The 16,698-nt window shown below is 70.8% G+C and carries 21 protein-coding genes; 2 read left to right on the forward strand and 19 right to left on the reverse strand.

The annotated features are described in order from the left end of the window. Nucleotides 1-39: 39 nt before the first annotated feature. From AC2DFQ_RS04370 to rpsB, 6 genes are all read right to left on the reverse strand, one after another. A complete protein-coding gene (locus tag AC2DFQ_RS04370) occupies nucleotides 40-666 on the reverse strand; it encodes a DivIVA domain-containing protein (protein WP_484533048.1) in 627 nt (208 codons plus the stop codon). After that, on the reverse strand, nucleotides 663-1,715 hold the full coding sequence (locus AC2DFQ_RS04375; protein WP_484533049.1) for a phosphatidate cytidylyltransferase: 1,053 nt from the start codon (nucleotides 1,713-1,715) through the stop codon (nucleotides 663-665). The genes AC2DFQ_RS04370 and AC2DFQ_RS04375 overlap by 4 nt, the downstream gene beginning before the upstream one ends. Nucleotides 1,716-1,720: 5 nt before the next feature. Next, entirely contained in the window at nucleotides 1,721-2,275 is a 555-nt protein-coding gene (gene frr, locus AC2DFQ_RS04380; RefSeq protein WP_484533050.1) for a ribosome recycling factor, read from the reverse strand. Nucleotides 2,276-2,348: 73 nt separating this feature from the next. Further along, nucleotides 2,349-3,068 (reverse strand): UMP kinase, encoded by a 720-nt coding sequence (pyrH, locus tag AC2DFQ_RS04385; protein ID WP_484509052.1) that lies wholly within the window; start codon nucleotides 3,066-3,068, stop codon nucleotides 2,349-2,351. Between the two features lie 96 nt (nucleotides 3,069-3,164). Beyond that, on the reverse strand, nucleotides 3,165-3,992 hold the full coding sequence (tsf, locus tag AC2DFQ_RS04390; RefSeq protein ID WP_484533051.1) for a translation elongation factor Ts: 828 nt from the start codon (nucleotides 3,990-3,992) through the stop codon (nucleotides 3,165-3,167). 97 nt (nucleotides 3,993-4,089) lie between these two features. Further along, entirely contained in the window at nucleotides 4,090-5,127 is a 1,038-nt protein-coding gene (gene rpsB, locus AC2DFQ_RS04395; protein ID WP_484533052.1) for a 30S ribosomal protein S2, read from the reverse strand. Between the two features lie 310 nt (nucleotides 5,128-5,437). On the opposite strand from rpsB, the gene AC2DFQ_RS04400 reads away from it, so the two are divergent. Continuing rightward, the gene (locus AC2DFQ_RS04400; RefSeq protein ID WP_484533053.1) at nucleotides 5,438-5,920 is read left to right on the forward strand and encodes a murein hydrolase activator EnvC family protein; all 483 of its coding nucleotides are present in this window, start codon (nucleotides 5,438-5,440) and stop codon (nucleotides 5,918-5,920) included. A gap of 87 nt (nucleotides 5,921-6,007) precedes the next feature. On the opposite strand, the gene AC2DFQ_RS04405 is transcribed toward AC2DFQ_RS04400, so the two are convergent. From AC2DFQ_RS04405 to AC2DFQ_RS04450, 10 genes are all read right to left on the reverse strand, one after another. Then, the gene (locus AC2DFQ_RS04405; RefSeq protein WP_484533054.1) at nucleotides 6,008-6,559 is read right to left on the reverse strand and encodes a DUF3060 domain-containing protein; all 552 of its coding nucleotides are present in this window, start codon (nucleotides 6,557-6,559) and stop codon (nucleotides 6,008-6,010) included. A 55-nt stretch (nucleotides 6,560-6,614) separates the two neighbouring features. After that, on the reverse strand, nucleotides 6,615-7,517 hold the full coding sequence (locus AC2DFQ_RS04410) for a tyrosine recombinase XerC (RefSeq protein ID WP_484533055.1): 903 nt from the start codon (nucleotides 7,515-7,517) through the stop codon (nucleotides 6,615-6,617). 51 nt (nucleotides 7,518-7,568) lie between these two features. Then, nucleotides 7,569-8,741, reverse strand: coding sequence for a DNA-processing protein DprA (gene dprA / locus AC2DFQ_RS04415; RefSeq protein ID WP_484533056.1), 1,173 nt, complete (start codon nucleotides 8,739-8,741; stop codon nucleotides 7,569-7,571). Beyond that, the gene (locus AC2DFQ_RS04420) at nucleotides 8,738-10,270 is read right to left on the reverse strand and encodes a YifB family Mg chelatase-like AAA ATPase (protein ID WP_484509045.1); all 1,533 of its coding nucleotides are present in this window, start codon (nucleotides 10,268-10,270) and stop codon (nucleotides 8,738-8,740) included. The genes dprA and AC2DFQ_RS04420 overlap by 4 nt, the downstream gene beginning before the upstream one ends. Then, entirely contained in the window at nucleotides 10,267-10,629 is a 363-nt protein-coding gene (locus tag AC2DFQ_RS04425) for a YraN family protein (RefSeq protein WP_484509044.1), read from the reverse strand. The genes AC2DFQ_RS04420 and AC2DFQ_RS04425 overlap by 4 nt, the downstream gene beginning before the upstream one ends. Before the next feature lie 96 nt (nucleotides 10,630-10,725). Further along, the gene (locus AC2DFQ_RS04430) at nucleotides 10,726-11,049 is read right to left on the reverse strand and encodes a DUF2469 family protein (protein ID WP_125132127.1); all 324 of its coding nucleotides are present in this window, start codon (nucleotides 11,047-11,049) and stop codon (nucleotides 10,726-10,728) included. 66 nt (nucleotides 11,050-11,115) lie between these two features. Beyond that, entirely contained in the window at nucleotides 11,116-11,775 is a 660-nt protein-coding gene (locus AC2DFQ_RS04435) for a ribonuclease HII (RefSeq protein WP_484509043.1), read from the reverse strand. Then, nucleotides 11,772-12,536 (reverse strand): signal peptidase I, encoded by a 765-nt coding sequence (gene lepB, locus AC2DFQ_RS04440; protein WP_484509042.1) that lies wholly within the window; start codon nucleotides 12,534-12,536, stop codon nucleotides 11,772-11,774. The genes AC2DFQ_RS04435 and lepB overlap by 4 nt, the downstream gene beginning before the upstream one ends. Nucleotides 12,537-12,681: 145 nt before the next feature. Continuing rightward, complete coding sequence (gene rplS / locus AC2DFQ_RS04445; protein ID WP_484509041.1) at nucleotides 12,682-13,029, reverse strand: 50S ribosomal protein L19; 348 nt, start codon at nucleotides 13,027-13,029, stop codon at nucleotides 12,682-12,684. 155 nt (nucleotides 13,030-13,184) lie between these two features. Beyond that, on the reverse strand, nucleotides 13,185-13,679 hold the full coding sequence (locus AC2DFQ_RS04450) for an MFS transporter permease (protein ID WP_484533057.1): 495 nt from the start codon (nucleotides 13,677-13,679) through the stop codon (nucleotides 13,185-13,187). Nucleotides 13,680-13,812: 133 nt separating this feature from the next. Here AC2DFQ_RS04450 and map point away from each other — a divergent pair, with 133 nt between their 5' ends. Continuing rightward, entirely contained in the window at nucleotides 13,813-14,595 is a 783-nt protein-coding gene (gene map, locus AC2DFQ_RS04455) for a type I methionyl aminopeptidase (protein WP_484533058.1), read from the forward strand. Nucleotides 14,596-15,038: 443 nt separating this feature from the next. On the opposite strand, the gene trmD is transcribed toward map, so the two are convergent. From trmD to AC2DFQ_RS04470, 3 genes are read right to left on the reverse strand one after another with little or no spacing between them, the layout of a single operon-like run. Continuing rightward, entirely contained in the window at nucleotides 15,039-15,728 is a 690-nt protein-coding gene (trmD, locus tag AC2DFQ_RS04460) for a tRNA (guanosine(37)-N1)-methyltransferase TrmD (RefSeq protein WP_484533059.1), read from the reverse strand. Between the two features lies 1 nt (nucleotide 15,729). Then, on the reverse strand, nucleotides 15,730-16,467 hold the full coding sequence (gene rimM / locus AC2DFQ_RS04465) for a ribosome maturation factor RimM (RefSeq protein ID WP_484533060.1): 738 nt from the start codon (nucleotides 16,465-16,467) through the stop codon (nucleotides 15,730-15,732). Beyond that, nucleotides 16,467-16,697, reverse strand: coding sequence for an RNA-binding protein (locus AC2DFQ_RS04470; RefSeq protein WP_484509036.1), 231 nt, complete (start codon nucleotides 16,695-16,697; stop codon nucleotides 16,467-16,469). Before AC2DFQ_RS04470 ends, rimM begins: the two co-directional genes overlap by 1 nt. Between the last annotated feature and the right edge of the window lies 1 nt (nucleotide 16,698).

Here is a 16,698-nt window from a genome sequence, read left to right on the forward strand (position 1 = left end):
GGACGACGACGGATCGCCCACGGATCCCCCGTGGAGCGGTCATGCGACCGCGAGCATGACCTCCACGACGGCGTCCAGGACCGCGTCCACCTGGGCTTCGCGGTACCCGCCGCGCTGCATCCGGAACGCCACGGCCCGGACCTGCTCGACGGTCACCGGCTCACCTGCAGCCAGATAGCGGGCGAGCTTCTCGGCGACGAGGTCGACCTCGTCGACCCGATAGCCGTACCGGAGCACGTTCACCCGGTCGAAGCGTCGGCCCTTCGGTCGAAGCAGCCGGTCGAGCACCACCTGCGCGGTCGCGCGCGAGTCCGCCACCCACGCACGGGCGCCTCGCCGGCCCATGGCCTGCTCGCGCTCGCGCGCGGCGAAGGCGTCCTCGATACGTCCGAGCGCCGCGTCCACCGGCGCGACGGCATAGCCCGAACGCACGAGCGGGAACGCCGCGGCCCTCACTTCGGCCGAACGGAGGGCTTCGGGGTCATCGGATTCGAACGCCGCCCGCGCCTGCGCCAGAAACGCGTCGACGGCGCGCTTCTCGTAGCCCTTCTGACGCCGCGGAGCATCCGGGAAGGGCGCACGCGTCACCTCGCCGTCGCTCGTTTCCGCGTTGCGATCTCCCGCGTCGGAGTGCCCCGTGCGGGCGTGCTCGGCGTCGATGGTCATGTCACCGCCAGAGGGGTCAGGAGATAGTAGAGCGCCAGCGCGGCGGTGGCCGACGGCAGGATCGAATCCAGCCGGTCCAGCACGCCCCCGTGACCGGGAAGCCATGAGCTCATGTCCTTGATGCCGAGGTCGCGCTTGATCATCGACTCGCCGAGGTCGCCGGCGGTGGCGGTGCCCAGGATGGCCGCGCCGAAGATGAGTCCCGCCCACCAGGGCAGGTCGAGCATGTACAGCGCGAGGACGACGCCGGCCGCGAGCGCGACCACCGCCGACCCGGCGAAGCCCTCCCAGGTCTTCTTGGGACTGATGCGGGGCGCCATCAGGTGTCGGCCGCCGCGGCCGAAGGTCAGGCCCGAGGCATAGGCCCCGGTGTCGGCGACGACGGTCACGATGAGGAACGCGAGCACCCACCACTCGCCGCGCGGCTGGGAGAGGAGCACCATCGCCAGGCTGGCCAGGAACGGCACGTAGAGCTGGATGAACGCCGACACGAGCACGTCGGTGAGAACCGCGCCGTAGGTGCGCCCGTCGCGTCGGAGCATCTGGCCGAGCAGTCGCCACACGACCACGAGGGCCACCGACGCGAGCGTCGCGACCCAGTGCAGCCACAGGGTCGCGAAGTAACCGGAGACCAGCAGCAACGTGCCGGCGACCACCTGGGGCACGAGATCGATCCGGCGGCCCGATGCCTGCAACGCCCGCGTGAACTCGAACATCCCCAGGATGCAGGCGGCGATGGCGAAGATCAGGAAGATCCACTTCACGAACAGCAGGGATGCGAGCACGGCGGCACCGATGGCCAGGCCGATGGCGATCGCCAGGATGAGGTTCCGACCGGTGCGCTGCGTGATGCGCGCGTTTGCCTCCTCGAACTCCGCCCGCGCGTGCGCGACCTGGTTCTCGAACTCCGAACGCGCGGCGCGGATGCGCGGCTGAATACCCGCGCCCGCGTCCGCCGCGCTCTGCGCGCGCCTCGCCCGGGAAGCGTCACGACGGGACAGCGGCGCGTCAAGGGGTGACGCGCTGTCCGTGCCGGATGGATCGGTCATGGGGCCTAGACCTCGAGGAGCTCTGCCTCTTTGCGCTTGAGCGCCTCGTCGATGGCGTCGACGTGGGCCTTGGTCAACGCATCCAGCTCCTTCTCGGCCCGGCCGAGCTCGTCCTCGCCGACGTCGCTCTTGAGCGCGTCGAGATCGTCCTTGGACTTCCGCCGGATGCCGCGCACGTGCACCTTGGCGTCCTCGCCCTTGGAGCGGACGAGCTTGACGAACTCTTTGCGCCGCTCGGCGGTGAGCTCGGGCATCGTGACGCGCAGCAGGGTGCCGTCGTTCGTCGGGTTGGCCCCGAGGTTCGGCATCTCGCGGATGGCCGTCTCGATCGCCTTGAGCGCCGACTTGTCGTAGGGGGTCACGACGAGGGTGCGGGCTTCGAGCGTGTTGAGGGAGGCGAGCTGTGCGAGCGGTGTGGGCGATCCGTAGTAGTCGACCATCACCTTCTGGAACAGCTGAGGGTTGGCGCGCCCGGTGCGAACGGTGGCGAAGTCCTCCTTCGCCGCTTCCACGGCGCGGTCCATTCGCGATTCAGCGTCGGCCAGAACATCGGCGATCACAGGAACTCCATTCGTTGGGCTCGACGTCCCAGTCTAGACAAGCCCACCCGGTCCGGCGGGCGCACAACGCCGTTCACGCATTCACGAGCGTCCCGATGGATTCGCCCAGCAGTGCGCGGGTGACATTTCCCTGCGGCTCCATCCCGAACACCCGCATGTCCATGCCGTTGTCCATGCAGAGGCTGAAGGCGGTCGAGTCGACCACCTTGAGGCCGCGCTGCAGGGCGTCCATGTACGTGATGGTGTCGATGCGTGTGGCGGTGGCGTCTTTGCGCGGGTCGGCGGTGTACACGCCGTCCACACCGTTCTTGGCCACCAGTACCTCGGTCGCCCCGATCTCCAGCGCTCGCTGGGCGGCGACGGTGTCGGTGGAGAAGTAGGGCAGGCCCGCGCCCGCCCCGAAGATCACGACGCGGCCCTTCTCCAGGTGACGCTCGGCACGGCGCGGAATGTAGGGCTCGGCCACCTGGGTCATCGAGATGGCGGATTGCACGCGGGTGGCGGCGCCTGCCTGCTCGAGGAAGTCCTGGAGCGCCAGGGCGTTCATCACGGTGCCGAGCATCCCCATGTAGTCCGCGCGCCCGCGATCCATGCCGCGCTGGCTGAGTTCGGCGCCGCGGAAGAAGTTGCCCCCGCCGACCACGACGGCGACCTCCACCCGGTCCACGGCCGCGGCGATCTCGCGGGCCATCTGGCTCACCACGTCGGGGTTCACACCCAGCTGGCCACCACCGAACGCCTCGCCCGAAAGCTTCAGCAAGACCCGTCGGCGCCCGGTCGCTTCATCGATCACGTGTCATCCCTCTCGTCGGACCCCAACCTATCCTCCCGAGTCCGGCGGACACGGGAAAGGGCCCGGGATGCGGTGCATCCCGGGCCCTCCTTCCACCTACGCGCCGACCTTGAAGCGGGCGAAGTCGGTGATGGTGATACCGGCGTCCTTGGCGACCTGGGCCACCGACACCTTGTTGTCCTTGGCGTAGTCCTGATCCAGGAGGGCGACCTGCTTGAAGAACGCGTTGACGCGGCCCTCGACGATCTTCGGCAGGGCGGCCTCGGGCTTGCCCTCGTTGCGGGAGATCTCGGTGACGATCTCGCGCTCCTTGTCGACGTCGGCCTGGGGCACGTCCTCGCGCGAGAGGTACGTCGGGTTGGCGAAGGAGATGTGCTGCGCGATGCTGCGCGCAGCCTCGTGGTCCTCGCCCGAGTACGCCAGGACCACACCCACCTGCGGGGGCAGGTCCTTGCTGGTCTTGTGCAGGTAGACCGAGAAGTGCTCGCCCGTGAGGGTGCGCACCCGACGAAGCTCGACCTTCTCACCGATGATCGCGGCCTCATCCGAGATGAGCTGGTCGACGCTCTGGTCGCCGGCGGGAGCGGCCAGGGCCGCCTCGGCGGAGTCGGCGGACGCGGCGGCGGCGGCCTCGACGACCTTGTCCGCGAGCGCGATGAAGCGGTCGTTCTTCGCCACGAAGTCGGTCTCGCATGCGAGCTCGAGCAGGGTGGCCTTGCCGCCCTGCTCCCGCGCGGTGATGAGTCCCTCGCTGGTGGAGCGGTCGGCACGCTTGGCGTTGCCCTTCGCGCCCTTCAGGCGCAGGATCTCGACGGCCTTCTCGACGTCCCCGTCGGCCTCTTCGAGCGCCTTCTTGGTGTCGACCATGCCGGTGCCGAGCTGCTCGCGCAGCGACTTGATGTCGGCGATCGTGAAGTTTGCCATATGGCGGCTCCTTGTTCTGGTGAGTTCTGGGGGAAGCGTCGGCGAGGCCGTCTGGAACGACCTCGCCGACGGAATTCGTCTGTAGGGAAGGCGCGTGTTACGCGTCGGTCTTCGCAGGAGCCTCGTCGGCCGGTGCCTCGTCGGCGTTCTCGGCCGATGCCTCCTCGGCGGGTGCCTCGTCGGCGCTCTCGGCCGATGCGTCGGCGATCGCTTCGTCGTTCGCCGCGGCGCCCTCGGCGTCGGCGTCGGGGGCCGACTCCGTCGCGGCTTCGCCCTCGATCGCCTGCTCGTCGGCGACGAGCTCGCTCGCTTCGGCGGTGGCCTCGGCGACGTCGGCGACCTTCTCGGTCTCGGCCGAACCCTGCGTGGGCGAGCTCTGCTCGAGCAGCTCGCGCTCCCACTCGGTCAGCGGCTCAGCGGCCTGCTCGGCATCGCCGGCGGGCTGGTGACGCTGGATGAGGCCCTCGGCGGCGGCGTCGGCGATGATTCGGGTCAGCAGGCTGACCGAGCGGATCGCGTCGTCGTTGCCGGGGATCGGGTACTGGAACTCGTCGGGGTCGGCGTTGGTGTCGAGGATCCCGATCACCGGGATGCCGAGCTTCTTGGCCTCGTCGATGGCGAGGTGCTCGCGCTTGGCGTCGACCACCCAGATCGCCGAAGGGGTCTTCTGCAGGTTGCGGATACCGCCGAGGGACTTGTGCAGCTTGTCGAGCTCGCGCTTCTTGAGCAGCAGCTCCTTCTTGGTGAAGCCGCTGTTGGCGGGGGTCTCGTAGTCGAGCTCCTCGAGCTCCTTCATGCGGGCCAGACGCTTGGAGATGGTCTGGAAGTTGGTGAGAAGACCACCGAGCCAGCGCTGGTTGACGAAGGGCTGACCGACGCGCGTCGCCTGCTCGGCGAGCACTTCCTGGGCCTGCTTCTTGGTGCCGACGAAGAGGATCGTGCCGCCGTGGGCGACGGTCTCCTTGACGAACTCGTACGCCTTGTCGATGTACGACAGCGACTGCTGCAGGTCGATGATGTGGATGCCGCTGCGCTCGGTGAGGATGAAGCGCTTGACTTTCGGGTTCCACCGGCGGGTCTGGTGTCCGAAGTGCACGCCGCTGTCCAGCAGCTGGCGAATGGTGACGACGGCCATGGCCGTTCTCCTTCTTTGGGCGCGTGCGCGCCTGGTTGCGGTTGTGTCGCGCCGACCCGGTCGGGCGGCGAGCCTGGTGTCCGGCACGCATCCGCTCCCGGGCGGATGCCCGGAAGACCGGTGGATGCGGAATGCCGCGCGATGCGGTTCAACAGAACTGCGGTGCGCTGTGGACACGCGGAGTCACCCCGACGGACGGGGTGCCCTACAAGTGTACCAGCCGCTCCTCCCCAGGCGGTCGGTCGGCCGACGTCTCCACCGCCTCCCTCGCGTGCCCCGCGTCGGCACCGGGGGCGGCGAGGCTGGGGCCATGCGGCATCCGCTTTCTTCCGCCCTGCTCCTGGCCGTCTCCGTGATCTCGGCTGCCGCCCCCGCGGCGCCGTCGCCCGTATCCCCGGACTGGGTCTGGCCGGTGACACCGGTGCACGTGGCCCGCGCCTATGCCGCTCCGGCCCACGCCTACGGTCCCGGGCACCGCGGGGTGGACCTGTCCGCCACGGGTCCGGTGCGCTCGCCCGCAGACGGGGTGGTCGCCTACGCCGGAGCGGTGGTCGATCGGGGTGTCGTCACGATCGACCACGGTGGCGGCTTGGTGACAACCTTCGAGCCCGTGGAGACGGTTCTGCGGCCCGGCGACGCGGTGGCCCGCGGGGAGGAGGTCGCGGTGGTGTCCGTCGGGGGACACGCCGAGCCGGGCACCGTGCACTTCGGCGTGCGCCTGCACGGCGAATACCTCAACCCCCTCGTGCTGCTCGGAGGAATCCCCCGCGCCGTGCTGCTCCCCTGCTGCTGACGTCACGCGAATCGAGGAGATCGCGCCGATCGAGGAGCCGCCGGCCCGGTATCGCCCTCGATTCCCGAGAACTCCTCGAATTCGGGTTCACTCGATCGCGTTGCGGTCGCCCTCGTCGGTCACGACTGCCTCGTCGTCGAGTCCGCGCACGGTGTTGTCGTTGCCGCGGACGACGACGCTGTCGATGGAGTCTGGGGCGGTGACGGTGTTGCGGTCGCCGCCCACCACGAGGGCGTCGATCTCGTCGGCGGTGACGACGGTGTCGTTGCCCTCGACGGTGACCGCATCCACCTCGCGGACAGACACTTCGATGCGGTCTCCCGCGAGGGTCAGGGCGTCGATGTCGGCGGCGACCAGGTTCACCTGCAGGTCGTTGCCGCGGATCTGGACGTCCGGGCAGTCGCCGGTGAGGGTGAGCGGGGATGCTCCGGCCGTGAGCACGATGGGGGCTCCCCCGCAGTTCTGCGCTGCGCCCGCGGTCGGCGATGACTCCGGACCCGGGGACGCGCTCGCCGACGTCGACGGCGCACCGTCGGTAGGCTCTCCGGTCGCGGTCGGCCCGGGCGGCTGCCCCGCGCATCCGGCGAGCAGCGCCGCCGTTGCCAGGAGAACCGCCGGACCCGTCCGCCGTATGCGCATGCCAGCGACGCTACGCTCCTCGGCTGACGCGGCACAGGGCCACAGGTCACGGTGCTCAGGCGCGAGGGTGGGCGAGGCGGTAGGCCTCGGTGAGCCGCTCGCTCGACACGTGCGTGTAGATCTGGGTCGTGCCGAGGCTGGCATGGCCGAGGATCTCCTGCACGGCGCGCAGGTCGGCGCCGCCATCCAGCAGGTGGGTCGCGGCCGAGTGACGGAGGGCGTGCGGACCGACCGCGGACGAACCCACCACCGGCCCGATGGTGCGAGCGACGAGGTCGTACACCGAACGCGGTCCGAGTCGGCGCCCACGGGTGCCGAGGAACACCGCCGCGCCGGCGTCGTCGGCCCGCGCGGCGAGTGCTGGCCGGCCGCGCACGAGGTACGCCTCCAGCGCACGGGCGGCGCCGCCGCCGTAGGGCACGACCCGCTCCTTGGATCCCTTGCCGAGCACCCGGACCGTGCGCCGGCCCCGGTCGAGGTCATCGATATCGAGACCGCACAACTCGGAGACCCGCACTCCCGCGCCGTAGAGCAGCTCGAGCACGGCGGAGTCGCGGAGGGCGGTCGGATCCCCGTCGGCCGCGTGGGAGGCGAGCGAGTCCAGGACCTCGCGAAGGGCATCGGCGGTGGCGACGGCCGGCAGCGCACGCCCGCGTTTGGGGGTCACCAGCCGCAGCGTCGGATCGATCGGGACGAGCCCCTCCTCCTGTGCCCAGCGGAAGAGTCCGCGCACGGCAGCCGTACGCCGTGCGAGGGTGCTGCGCGCCTGCCCCCGCTGAGCGGCCGACCACGACCACTCCCGGAGGTGCTCCACATCCACCTCCGCGAGCGGCATATCGCCGCCGGTGGCGAGCAGGTCGTCCAGATCGGAGCGGTAGGCGCGGACGGTGGCGGGCGCGAGCCGGCGTACCTCCGCCAGTTGGGAGAGGTAGGCGTCGATCGCGGCACGCAGCAGCACTCCCCCAGGATGCCGCGAACCAGTGCCCGCGAGCGTCGCTCTCCCGGCGCGTCACCGGCTCGGTGCGCGGCGCCACCCGTCGCCGTCGGCCACCAGTGCGCCATCGAGCACCGCGAGCCCGATGAGGGCTTCCACCTCCGCCACGGCCAGACCGCTGCGTCGGGCGAGCTCGCCAGCCCCCGCGCGAACGCGCGTGCTCGCCGCGTCCAGCAGCCGCGTCAGCTCGTCGGTGCGGCCCGCCGCCACGACCGCGGAGGTGACCGGCAGACCGATCAGTTCCCGGACGTCGTCGGATCCGGTGATGCACCGTCCGTCGTAGTCGCGGAGGATGCGGTGGCACCCGGCCGACGCGGCGCTGGTCACCGGGCCCGGAACCGCACCGAGTGCGCGACCGAGTGATGCGGCGTGTGCCGCGGTGTTCAGCGATCCGCTGCGCGTTCCCGCCTCCACGACGACCGTGGCGTCCGACAGCGCGGCGATGAGCCGGTTGCGCGCCAGGAAGCGCCACTTGCTGGGCGCGGTGCCGCAGGGGGTCTCGCTGGCGACGACGCCCGACCGGGCGATCCGGGCCAAGAGGTCGGCGTGACCGGAGGGATAGGGCCGGTCGATGCCTCCGGCCAGGAGCGCGGCGGTGAGTCCCCCCGCCGCGAGGGCGGCCCGGTGAGCAGCGCCGTCGATGCCGTATGCCGCGCCGGAGACGACCGCGATGCCGTCAGCGGCGAGTTCGGCGGCCAGCTCCGCCGCGACATGCTCGCCGTAGCCGGTGGCCGCCCGGGCACCGACGATGGCGACGGCCGGCTTGCGCGTCATCGCGGCGAGATCACCGTGCACCCACAGCGCATGCGGCGCGTGGCTGCCGAGGTCGAGGAGGCGCGCGGGCCAATCGGAATCGCCGGGAACGACCAATCGCGCGCGTGCTCGACGGGCCCGCTCCAGGGCGGAGGAGACGAGGGCGGGGTCCGCCCGCGGCATCCACCGGTCGCGTGCGGCCGCCAATTCCCGCGCCGGGATCTCCGCATCCCGCAGCGGCGAGCCGGCGAGCATCCGTCGGAGCGCTTCGACGGCGCCGAAGGTGGCGATCAGGTCTCCGGCCACACGGTCGCCCGGCTCGGTCAGCACGCTCCAGACCGCTCGCGCATACGCGTCCGGGGCATCGGCAGACGAGCCTCGAAGGTCGCGCAACGCGCCATGGGCGATCTCGGGTGAGACCTCGAGCGCGCTCACGCGGTCATCCCCCGCTTGAGGAAAAGCGCACGGCCGATGTCGCCCACATCCACCGCGGCCCGCCCAGCGAGATCCGCCAGCGTCCACGCGACCCGCAGCACACGGTCGTACCCCCGCAGTGTGAGCGAGCCGCGGTGCAGGGCGGCGTCCAGCGGTCGCCGCACGATCGGGGGCGGCGCCATCGGCCCCTGCCGGAGCCACGTCCCGGGGACATCGGCGTTCCGCCGCCATGGCGTCGCCGCGAGGCGGGCAGCCGTCCGCTCGCGCGCCGCCCGCACGCGTTCGCGAGCGGAGGCGCTCGTGGCCGTCGAGGGCGCGGGGTCGCGGTGGGCGACGGAGACCCGGCGGAGAGACAGCTCGATATCCATGCGGTCGAGCAGGGGGCCGGACAGGCGGCCGAGGTAGCGGCGGATGGCGTTCGGTGGGCATACGCACGTTCCCCCGGGGACGCCGTACTGCCCGCACGGGCAGGGGTTCGTGGCCATGACCAGTTGGAAGCGCGCGGGATAGGACGCTTCGGCGCCGGCTCGGTGGATCGCGATGCTGCCCGATTCCAGCGGCTGGCGCAGCGCGTCCAGGGCCGAGGACGCGAACTCGCCGGCCTCGTCGAGGAAGAGGACGCCGCCGCTGGCCCGGGCGATCGCTCCGGGGCGCACGACGCGGGAGCCCCCGCCCACGAGTGCGCCCACGCTGGCGCTGTGATGCGGCGCCTCCCACGGGGGGATGCGGGAGAGGCGCGTGACCGGGGCGCCCGCGAGCGAGCGCACGCAGGCCGCTGTCAGCGCGGCCTCGTCGTCCAGGGGCGGCAGGATGCCGGGGAGTCTTCGCGCCAGCATGGTCTTGCCGGCCCCGGGAGGACCGCTCAGCAGCAGGTGGTGCCCACCCGCCGCCGCGACGATGAGCGCCTCCACTGCGTCGGGCTGTCCGATGACGTCGGCGAGGTCGGGGGTCTCGTCGGCGGGGACGTCGACCTCCTCGGAGGGAGCGGCGACCGGGTCGAGGTCGGCCGCATCCACCTCCGCCCCGTGCCAGCGCAGCACTTCGGCCAGGCACGCCGCTCCGAGGACCTCGATGCCATCGACCAGTTCGGCCTCCCGCAGGTTCGCGAACGGCACGACCACTCGTGGCACGCCTGCCCGTGCGGCCGCCAGCACGGCGGGGAGGACGCCCGGGAGCGGCCGCAACCGCCCGTCGAGCCCGAGCTCCCCGATGTGAACGGTCGACGACAGGCGGCCCGCATCCATGGCGCGCTCCGTCGCGAGTGCCGCCACCGCGATCGCCACATCGAACCCCGAGCCGTACTTGGGAAGGCTCGCCGGGGACAGGTTCACCGTCAGTCGACGGCGGGGAACGGGCACATTGCGGTTCGCGCACGCGTTCGTCACGCGCTGCACCGCCTCGCCGATGGCTTTGTCGGGGAGACCGATGACGCGGAACCCCGGAGTCTGCGGTGACAGGTCGGCCTCGACCTCCACCACGGCGCCGTTCAGCCCCGACAGCGCGATCGAGAGCGTCCGGGCGGTGGTCACAGGGCGTCCTCGAGATGCTCGAGGATCGCGGTGGGCACGTCGGATCCGGTGAGCGCTATCGCATCCACCCGAAGGCGACGGCCGCGAGCCTGCTCGGGATGCGCCGCCATCCATGCGACCGCGAGACGCCACAGCCGCGCGCCCTTGCGCTCGTCGATGGCCTCCAGCGGATGGCCGAAGGCCAGGGATCGGCGGGATTTGACCTCGACGACGACGAGGGCGTTCCCGCGCACCGCGACGATGTCGATCTCACCCTGCGGGCACCGCCAGTTGCGGTCCACGATGGTGTACCCCGCGGAGCGCAGGTGTGCTGCCGCCCGCTCCTCGCCGGCCCTACCGAAGTCGTCTTTCTCTGCCATGCAGCCAGCCTGGCCGGCTGCTCGGTGCCGTGGTCACCGCACATCCGCACCGGGGGATGCGCCCCGGAAATCCCCGCCTGGGGAGGAGAGACCGGGTCAGCCGTCGAGCGACAGCTCTTCCGGCAGCTGGAAGTCGCGTCGCGACAACTCCTCGACATTGACGTCTTTGAACGTGAGCACCCGCACCGACTTGACGAAGCGGTCGGCCCGGTAGATGTCCCACACCCAGACGTCGGTCATCGAGATCTCGAAGTAGAAGTCGTGCTCGGTGTCGCGCCGCACCACGTTGACCTCGTTGGCGAGGTAGAACCGGCGCTCGGTCTCGATCACGTACTGGAACTGCGAGACGACGTCGCGGTACTCGCGGTACAGCGCCAGCTCGAGTTCGCGGTCGTAATCCTCGAAGACATCGTCATCCATGGTGCTTCCATCCTAGGGCGACGGGTGCCGCCGCGCGGTGGCGCGGTGGCGCGGGCGAGCCGCAGATCAGAAGAGGGTGGGCGCGTCGAGGATCGACCACGACTGCCGGTGATGGGCGCTCATCCCGTGGGAGCGGATGGCCTCGCGGTGGTCCGGGCTCGCGTACCCCTTGTTCCGCCACCAGTGGTACGCGGGCAGTTCATCGTGCAGCCCGGTCATCAGGCTGTCGCGGGCGACCTTCGCGATGACGGATGCGGCGGCGGCGCTCGCGCAGTCGCGGTCGGCCTTGATCACCGGCGTCACGCGGAGCCCGGTCGCTCCGGCCGGCGTGATGTAGTCGTAGTTGCCGTCGAGGATCACGATGGCGCTCTCCGGGACGACGCCCTGGGCACGCAGATCCTCGATCGCCCGCAGCGCCGCAAGCCCCAGCGCACGCATGATGCCGATCTCGTCGATCTCCGCGGAACCGGCCCACCCCACCGCGCTGGCGGCGACCCAGGCCGACGCGCGCGCCGCGACGTCGGCACGCTTGGGCTCGGGGACGAGTTTGGAGTCGCGAAGCCCCGCGGGGATCCGCTTGCGCGAGCGATCCGGGTCGATCACGGCCGCACCGACCGCGACCGGGCCCGCCAGTGCGCCGCGCCCGACCTCGTCGCACGCGATCACGAGCGGGTGCTCTTTCAGCAGCCGTCGCTCGAGGGTCAGTCGTGGCTCGACGACCGTCACGGGGCACCCTCGGCGGCGGGGATTCCCGCGAACACGTCGTGGTGGAAGTCGATCCCGCCGAACCGCGCGATCGGCCAGGTGACGAGGAACGCGCGGCCCACGACGTTCTCGAGAGGGACGAACCCCTCCCCGGGCTGGTCCTGGTTGTAGCGCGAATCCCGTGAGCTGTCGCGGTTGTCACCGAGCACCCAGACGGAATCCGCCGCGACTTCCACGTCGTAGGCCATCGGCTCCGGTGCCGAGCGCCCGGGGGGCAGATTCAGATAGTCCGTCTCGTCGATCGGGACACCGTTGACCGTGATCTGCCCGAGGGCGTTGCAGCACACCACGTGGTCGCCGGGGAGCCCGATCACGCGCTTGATCAGGTGGTCGTCACTGTCCGGAGCCGACAGTCCGACGAGCGACAGCAGCCAGTCGCCGGCTTCCACGATGCCGGGTCGCGGAGGGTCGTGCGACGGGGGCAGCCACCCGCCGGGGTCGCGGAACACCACGATGTCACCGCGCTCGTACTCCCCGAAGCGAGGCGTGATTTCATCGACCAGGATGCGGTCGTCCACCAGCAGCGTCTGAGCCATCGAGGTGGACGGGATGTAGAACGAGCGGACGAGGAACGTCTTCACGAGGAACGACACGAGCAGCGCGATGACGACGATGACCACCACGTCGCGGAGGAAGATCAGCAGCCCGCGCCGGCGACGGCGCTCGGCGCTGCTGCGGCCTTCGGTCGACGCGGGGGCGGATGCGGTCTGCTCGCTGCTCATGGGGATCCTTCGCCCGGCCCGCACGAACGAGGCGAACCGCGGTTCAAGCGTCGCACACCTCGCCTGAACGGCGGGTATCGGCTCAGCACTTCGCCGGGAACGAAGAACGCCCCGGGCGATGCCGGGGCGTTCTTCACAGGCGCGATCAGCGGTCGCGCTTCTCCTTGATCTTGGCCTTCTTGCCGCGGAGGGCACGGAGGTAGTAGAGCTTCGCGCGGCGGACATCGCCACGGGTGACGACCTCGATGTGGTCGATCACCGGGCTGTGCACCGGGAAGGTGCGCTCCACGCCCACCTGGAAGCTGATCTTGCGGACCGTGAAGGTCTCGCGGACACCGTCGCCGGAGCGGCCGAGCACGATGCCCTGGAACACCTGGATACGCGAGCGCGTGCCCTCGGTGATGTTCACGTGCACCTTGACGTTGTCGCCGGGGGCGAAGGGGGGGATGTCGGAGCGGAGCGAAGCCGCGTCGACGGCATCGAGGATCTGCATGATCGTCTCTTCCTGCGGCCGCCACAGGTCGACCGCATGATGGTTGGTAGGTTCCGGGTGTGCCCGAGGCCGCGAACGCGGCGGACTCCCCTGAGGCAGAGCCGGTCAGGACACAAACATCCATTCTGCCATGGATGTGGTGTGGTCCCAAACCATCACGAACCGGCGGGGCGCTCCGTGATCACGATGACGGGCGCGTCCGTGGGTTCTGCGTGCGGCGGATGCTGAGGCGAGAGGTAGGCGGTGCCGTCGGCGGCGCGCAGCAGCGACTGCGCTCCGAGCTTCGCTTCCCGCAGCAGCTGCCAGATGGTGAGCCAGAAGAGCGCGACGGCTCCGATCACCGCGAGGATCAGCGCCGGCGCGAACCAGGTCGGGCTGAACAGTCCGGTCGCGATGATGAGCGCGTGCCATCCGCCGAACCCGGCCACGTCCCACCAGGACACCGCCCGTGTCGCGCGGACACTGCTGCGCGCCCGCACGAGGAGGGCGAGGACGAGCTGACCGAAGAACACCGACGGTATGGCGAGGAACAGCACCCACAGCAGGGCCCATCCGCCGGCGTCGAAGGCGATCCATCCGGCGAGCAGCCACACCGGCAGAATCACGGCGGCCGGAAAGAGCCACCAGAAGAACGCCCGACGAAGCCACATGCCCCGATGCTAACGCCGCCCGCGGGGCTGGTGCCGGAGAGCCCGGAGTTCCCACGGCATCCTCACGGGTTGGCCGTGCACCGCACCCGCACGGTTGCCATCCGCGACAATGGGACGAGACGGAAGGACATCCATGATCGAGTTGCGCACACCGGCGGAGATCGAGGCCATGCGGCCGGCCGGCCGCTTCGTGGCGGAAACCCTCGCGACCCTGCGCGACGAGACCAAGGTGGGGACGAACCTCCTCGCCATCGACCGCCGCGCCCACGAGCTGATCCGACGGGCCGGCGCGGAATCCTGCTACATCGACTACCACCCTTCCTTCGGCGCGAGCCCGTTCGGGAAGGTGATCTGCACGTCGGTGAACGACGCCGTGCTCCACGGTCTGCCGCATGACTACGCCCTTCGCGACGGCGATCTGGTGTCGCTGGATTTCGCGGTGTCCATCGACGGGTGGGTGGCCGATTCCGCCGTCTCGTTCGTCGTCGGCACGGCGCGAGATGAAGACCTGGCGCTCATCGACACGACCGAACGTGCTCTGGATGCGGCGATCGAGGCGGCCGTCGTCGGAAACCGCATCGGCGACATCTCCGCCGCGATCGCCGCGGTCGCCCACGGGGACGGCTACTCCATCAACACCGATTTCGGCGGGCACGGCGTCGGCCGGGTCATGCACGGCGACCCGCACGTCCCCAACGACGGCAAGCCCGGGCGCGGCTATCCCCTGCGCGCCGGACTCGTGATGGCTCTCGAGCCGTGGTTCCTCGCGACCACCGACCTGCTGGTCACCGACCCCGACGGATGGACGCTCCGCAGCGCCGACGGCTCGCGCGGGGCCCACGCGGAGCACACCGTCGCGATCACCGACGACGGCCCGATCATCCTCACCGACCGCTCGTTCCTCGGCGTCGACTGACCTCCGGCCGCGGTCGCGGTGCTGCCGCGCACCACTCCGAGCCGCCGCATCCAGCCGCGGCATCCGTCCGGCGACCGACGCCCGGCCGTTCAAAACTCAGGAGAATCCGTCACTTCGGCCCCTTCCGGGCACGCGCGCCCGGCGTGTCTCCTGAGTTTTGAACACGGATGCCGCGGATCGGCCGGCGCGCCCGCCTCCCTGTGGCTCCGCCGCACGCCTCCGCGGCAGCCCGTGCCGCCGCATCCAGCCGCGGCATCCGTCCGGCGACCGACGCCCGGGTGTTCAAAACTCAGGAGAATCCGTCACTTCGGCCCCTTTCGGGCGCCCCCGCCCCGCGTGTCTCCTGAGTTTTGAACACGGATGCCGCGGAACAGGCGCGGAACGGGGGACCGGCACGCCGGCCTGGGCGACACTGCACCACGGGTCGGGTCAGTCGGCCAGGGTCAGTCGGCCAGGAGGTCGGGACGCCGCTCGCGCGTGCGCTCGAGCTGCTGCTCGCGCCGCCACGCGGCGATCGCCCCGTGGTTGCCGCTGAGGAGGACGGGCGGCACTTCAAGGCCCCGCCAGACCGCGGGCTTCGTGTACGAGGGGTATTCGAGGAGGCCATCCTCGTGGGACTCCTCCACCAGGCTCTCGGGATTTCCGACGACGCCCGGGATGAGGCGGCCGATCGCCTCGATCATCGCCATGGCCGCCACTTCGCCGCCGTTGAGCACGTAGTCGCCGAGGCTCACGAGCCGCACGTCACCGAGCGAGGCCGCCTCGGCGAACACGCGCTCGTCGATGCCCTCGTAGCGGCCGCAGCCGAAGACGAGGTGCGACCGTTGCGCCAGTTCGCGGGCGGTCGCCTGACGGAACACCTCGCCCGCCGGGGAGGGGAAGATGAACACCGGACGATCGCTGGCGCCGGCGGCGATGTCGCCGAGCGCCTCGCCCCACGGCTCGGGCTTCATGACCATGCCGGCACCGCCGCCGTACGGGGTGTCGTCGACCGTGCGGTGCCGGTCGTGAGTGAAGTCGCGAAGGTCGTGCACGCGGATATCGAGAAGCCCGGCGCCTCGCGCCCTGCCGAGGAGGGAGACCTCGAGCGCGTCGAAGAAGGAGGGGAAGATCGAGACGACGTCGATGCGCACGTCAGTCCTCCCGAGCGCTGTCCTCGTCCGGCGCGGGACCATCCTCGTCCGGCGCGGGACCGTCCTCGCCCGGCGCGGGACCGTCCTCGCCCGGCGCGGAACCATCGTCCTCGGTCGAGGACTCCTCGACCGGTTCGGTTTCAGCGCTCTCGGGCTCCGGCTCGTCGGACGCGCCGGGCAGGTCTTCGAACAGGCCGGGCGGAGGGGTGACGACCACGCGGCCTGCCACGACGTCCACCTCGGGTACGAGAGCCTTCACGAACGGGACGAGCACCTCGCGCTCCCCCGCCGTCACGATGAGGAGGTCCTGTGCGGGCATGTGGTCCACGCGCGCGACGCGGCCCACGACGGTTCCGTCACGGACGACGTCCATTCCCACCAGCTGGTGGTCGTACCAAGCGTCCTCTTCCGCGGGAGCGGCCTCGGCATCCTCATCGATCCAGAGGATGGCGCGGACGAGCTCCTCGGCGGCCGAGCGGTCATCGACCCCTTCGAAGAAGGCGACGGCGTGGCTGTTCATCCACTTGAACTCGCGGACGGTGAGCGACTTCCCGTGCCAGGGCGAGGAGGTCGGCACCTGGAGGGTGAACGTCGCCCCCGGCACGAATCGTCCGTCCGGGTCGTCGGTGTACAGCTCGAGCTTGAGGGCGCCCTTGAGCCCGTGGGCCTTCACCAGGCGCCCGACGCGCAGCTGCGTGCGCGCGGGTTTCGGGGAACGGGACGGTGCTGCGTCCGACATCAGTCGTCGGCGACGTCGACGCGGACGCGACGACCGTCCGCGAGCGCCGAGATGAGGGTGCGCAGCGCCTTGGCCGTGCGTCCGCCGCGCCCGATCACGCGTCCCCGGTCGTCCGGGTGCACGCGTACCTCCAGCACGTCCCCGCGCGGGGACGTGCTGGAGTGGATGGTCACGTCGTCAGGGTGATCGACGATCCCCTTGACGACGTGCTCGAGCGCGGCGGCCAGCAAC

Source organism: Microbacterium sp. Z11_20 (assembly GCF_057197605.1).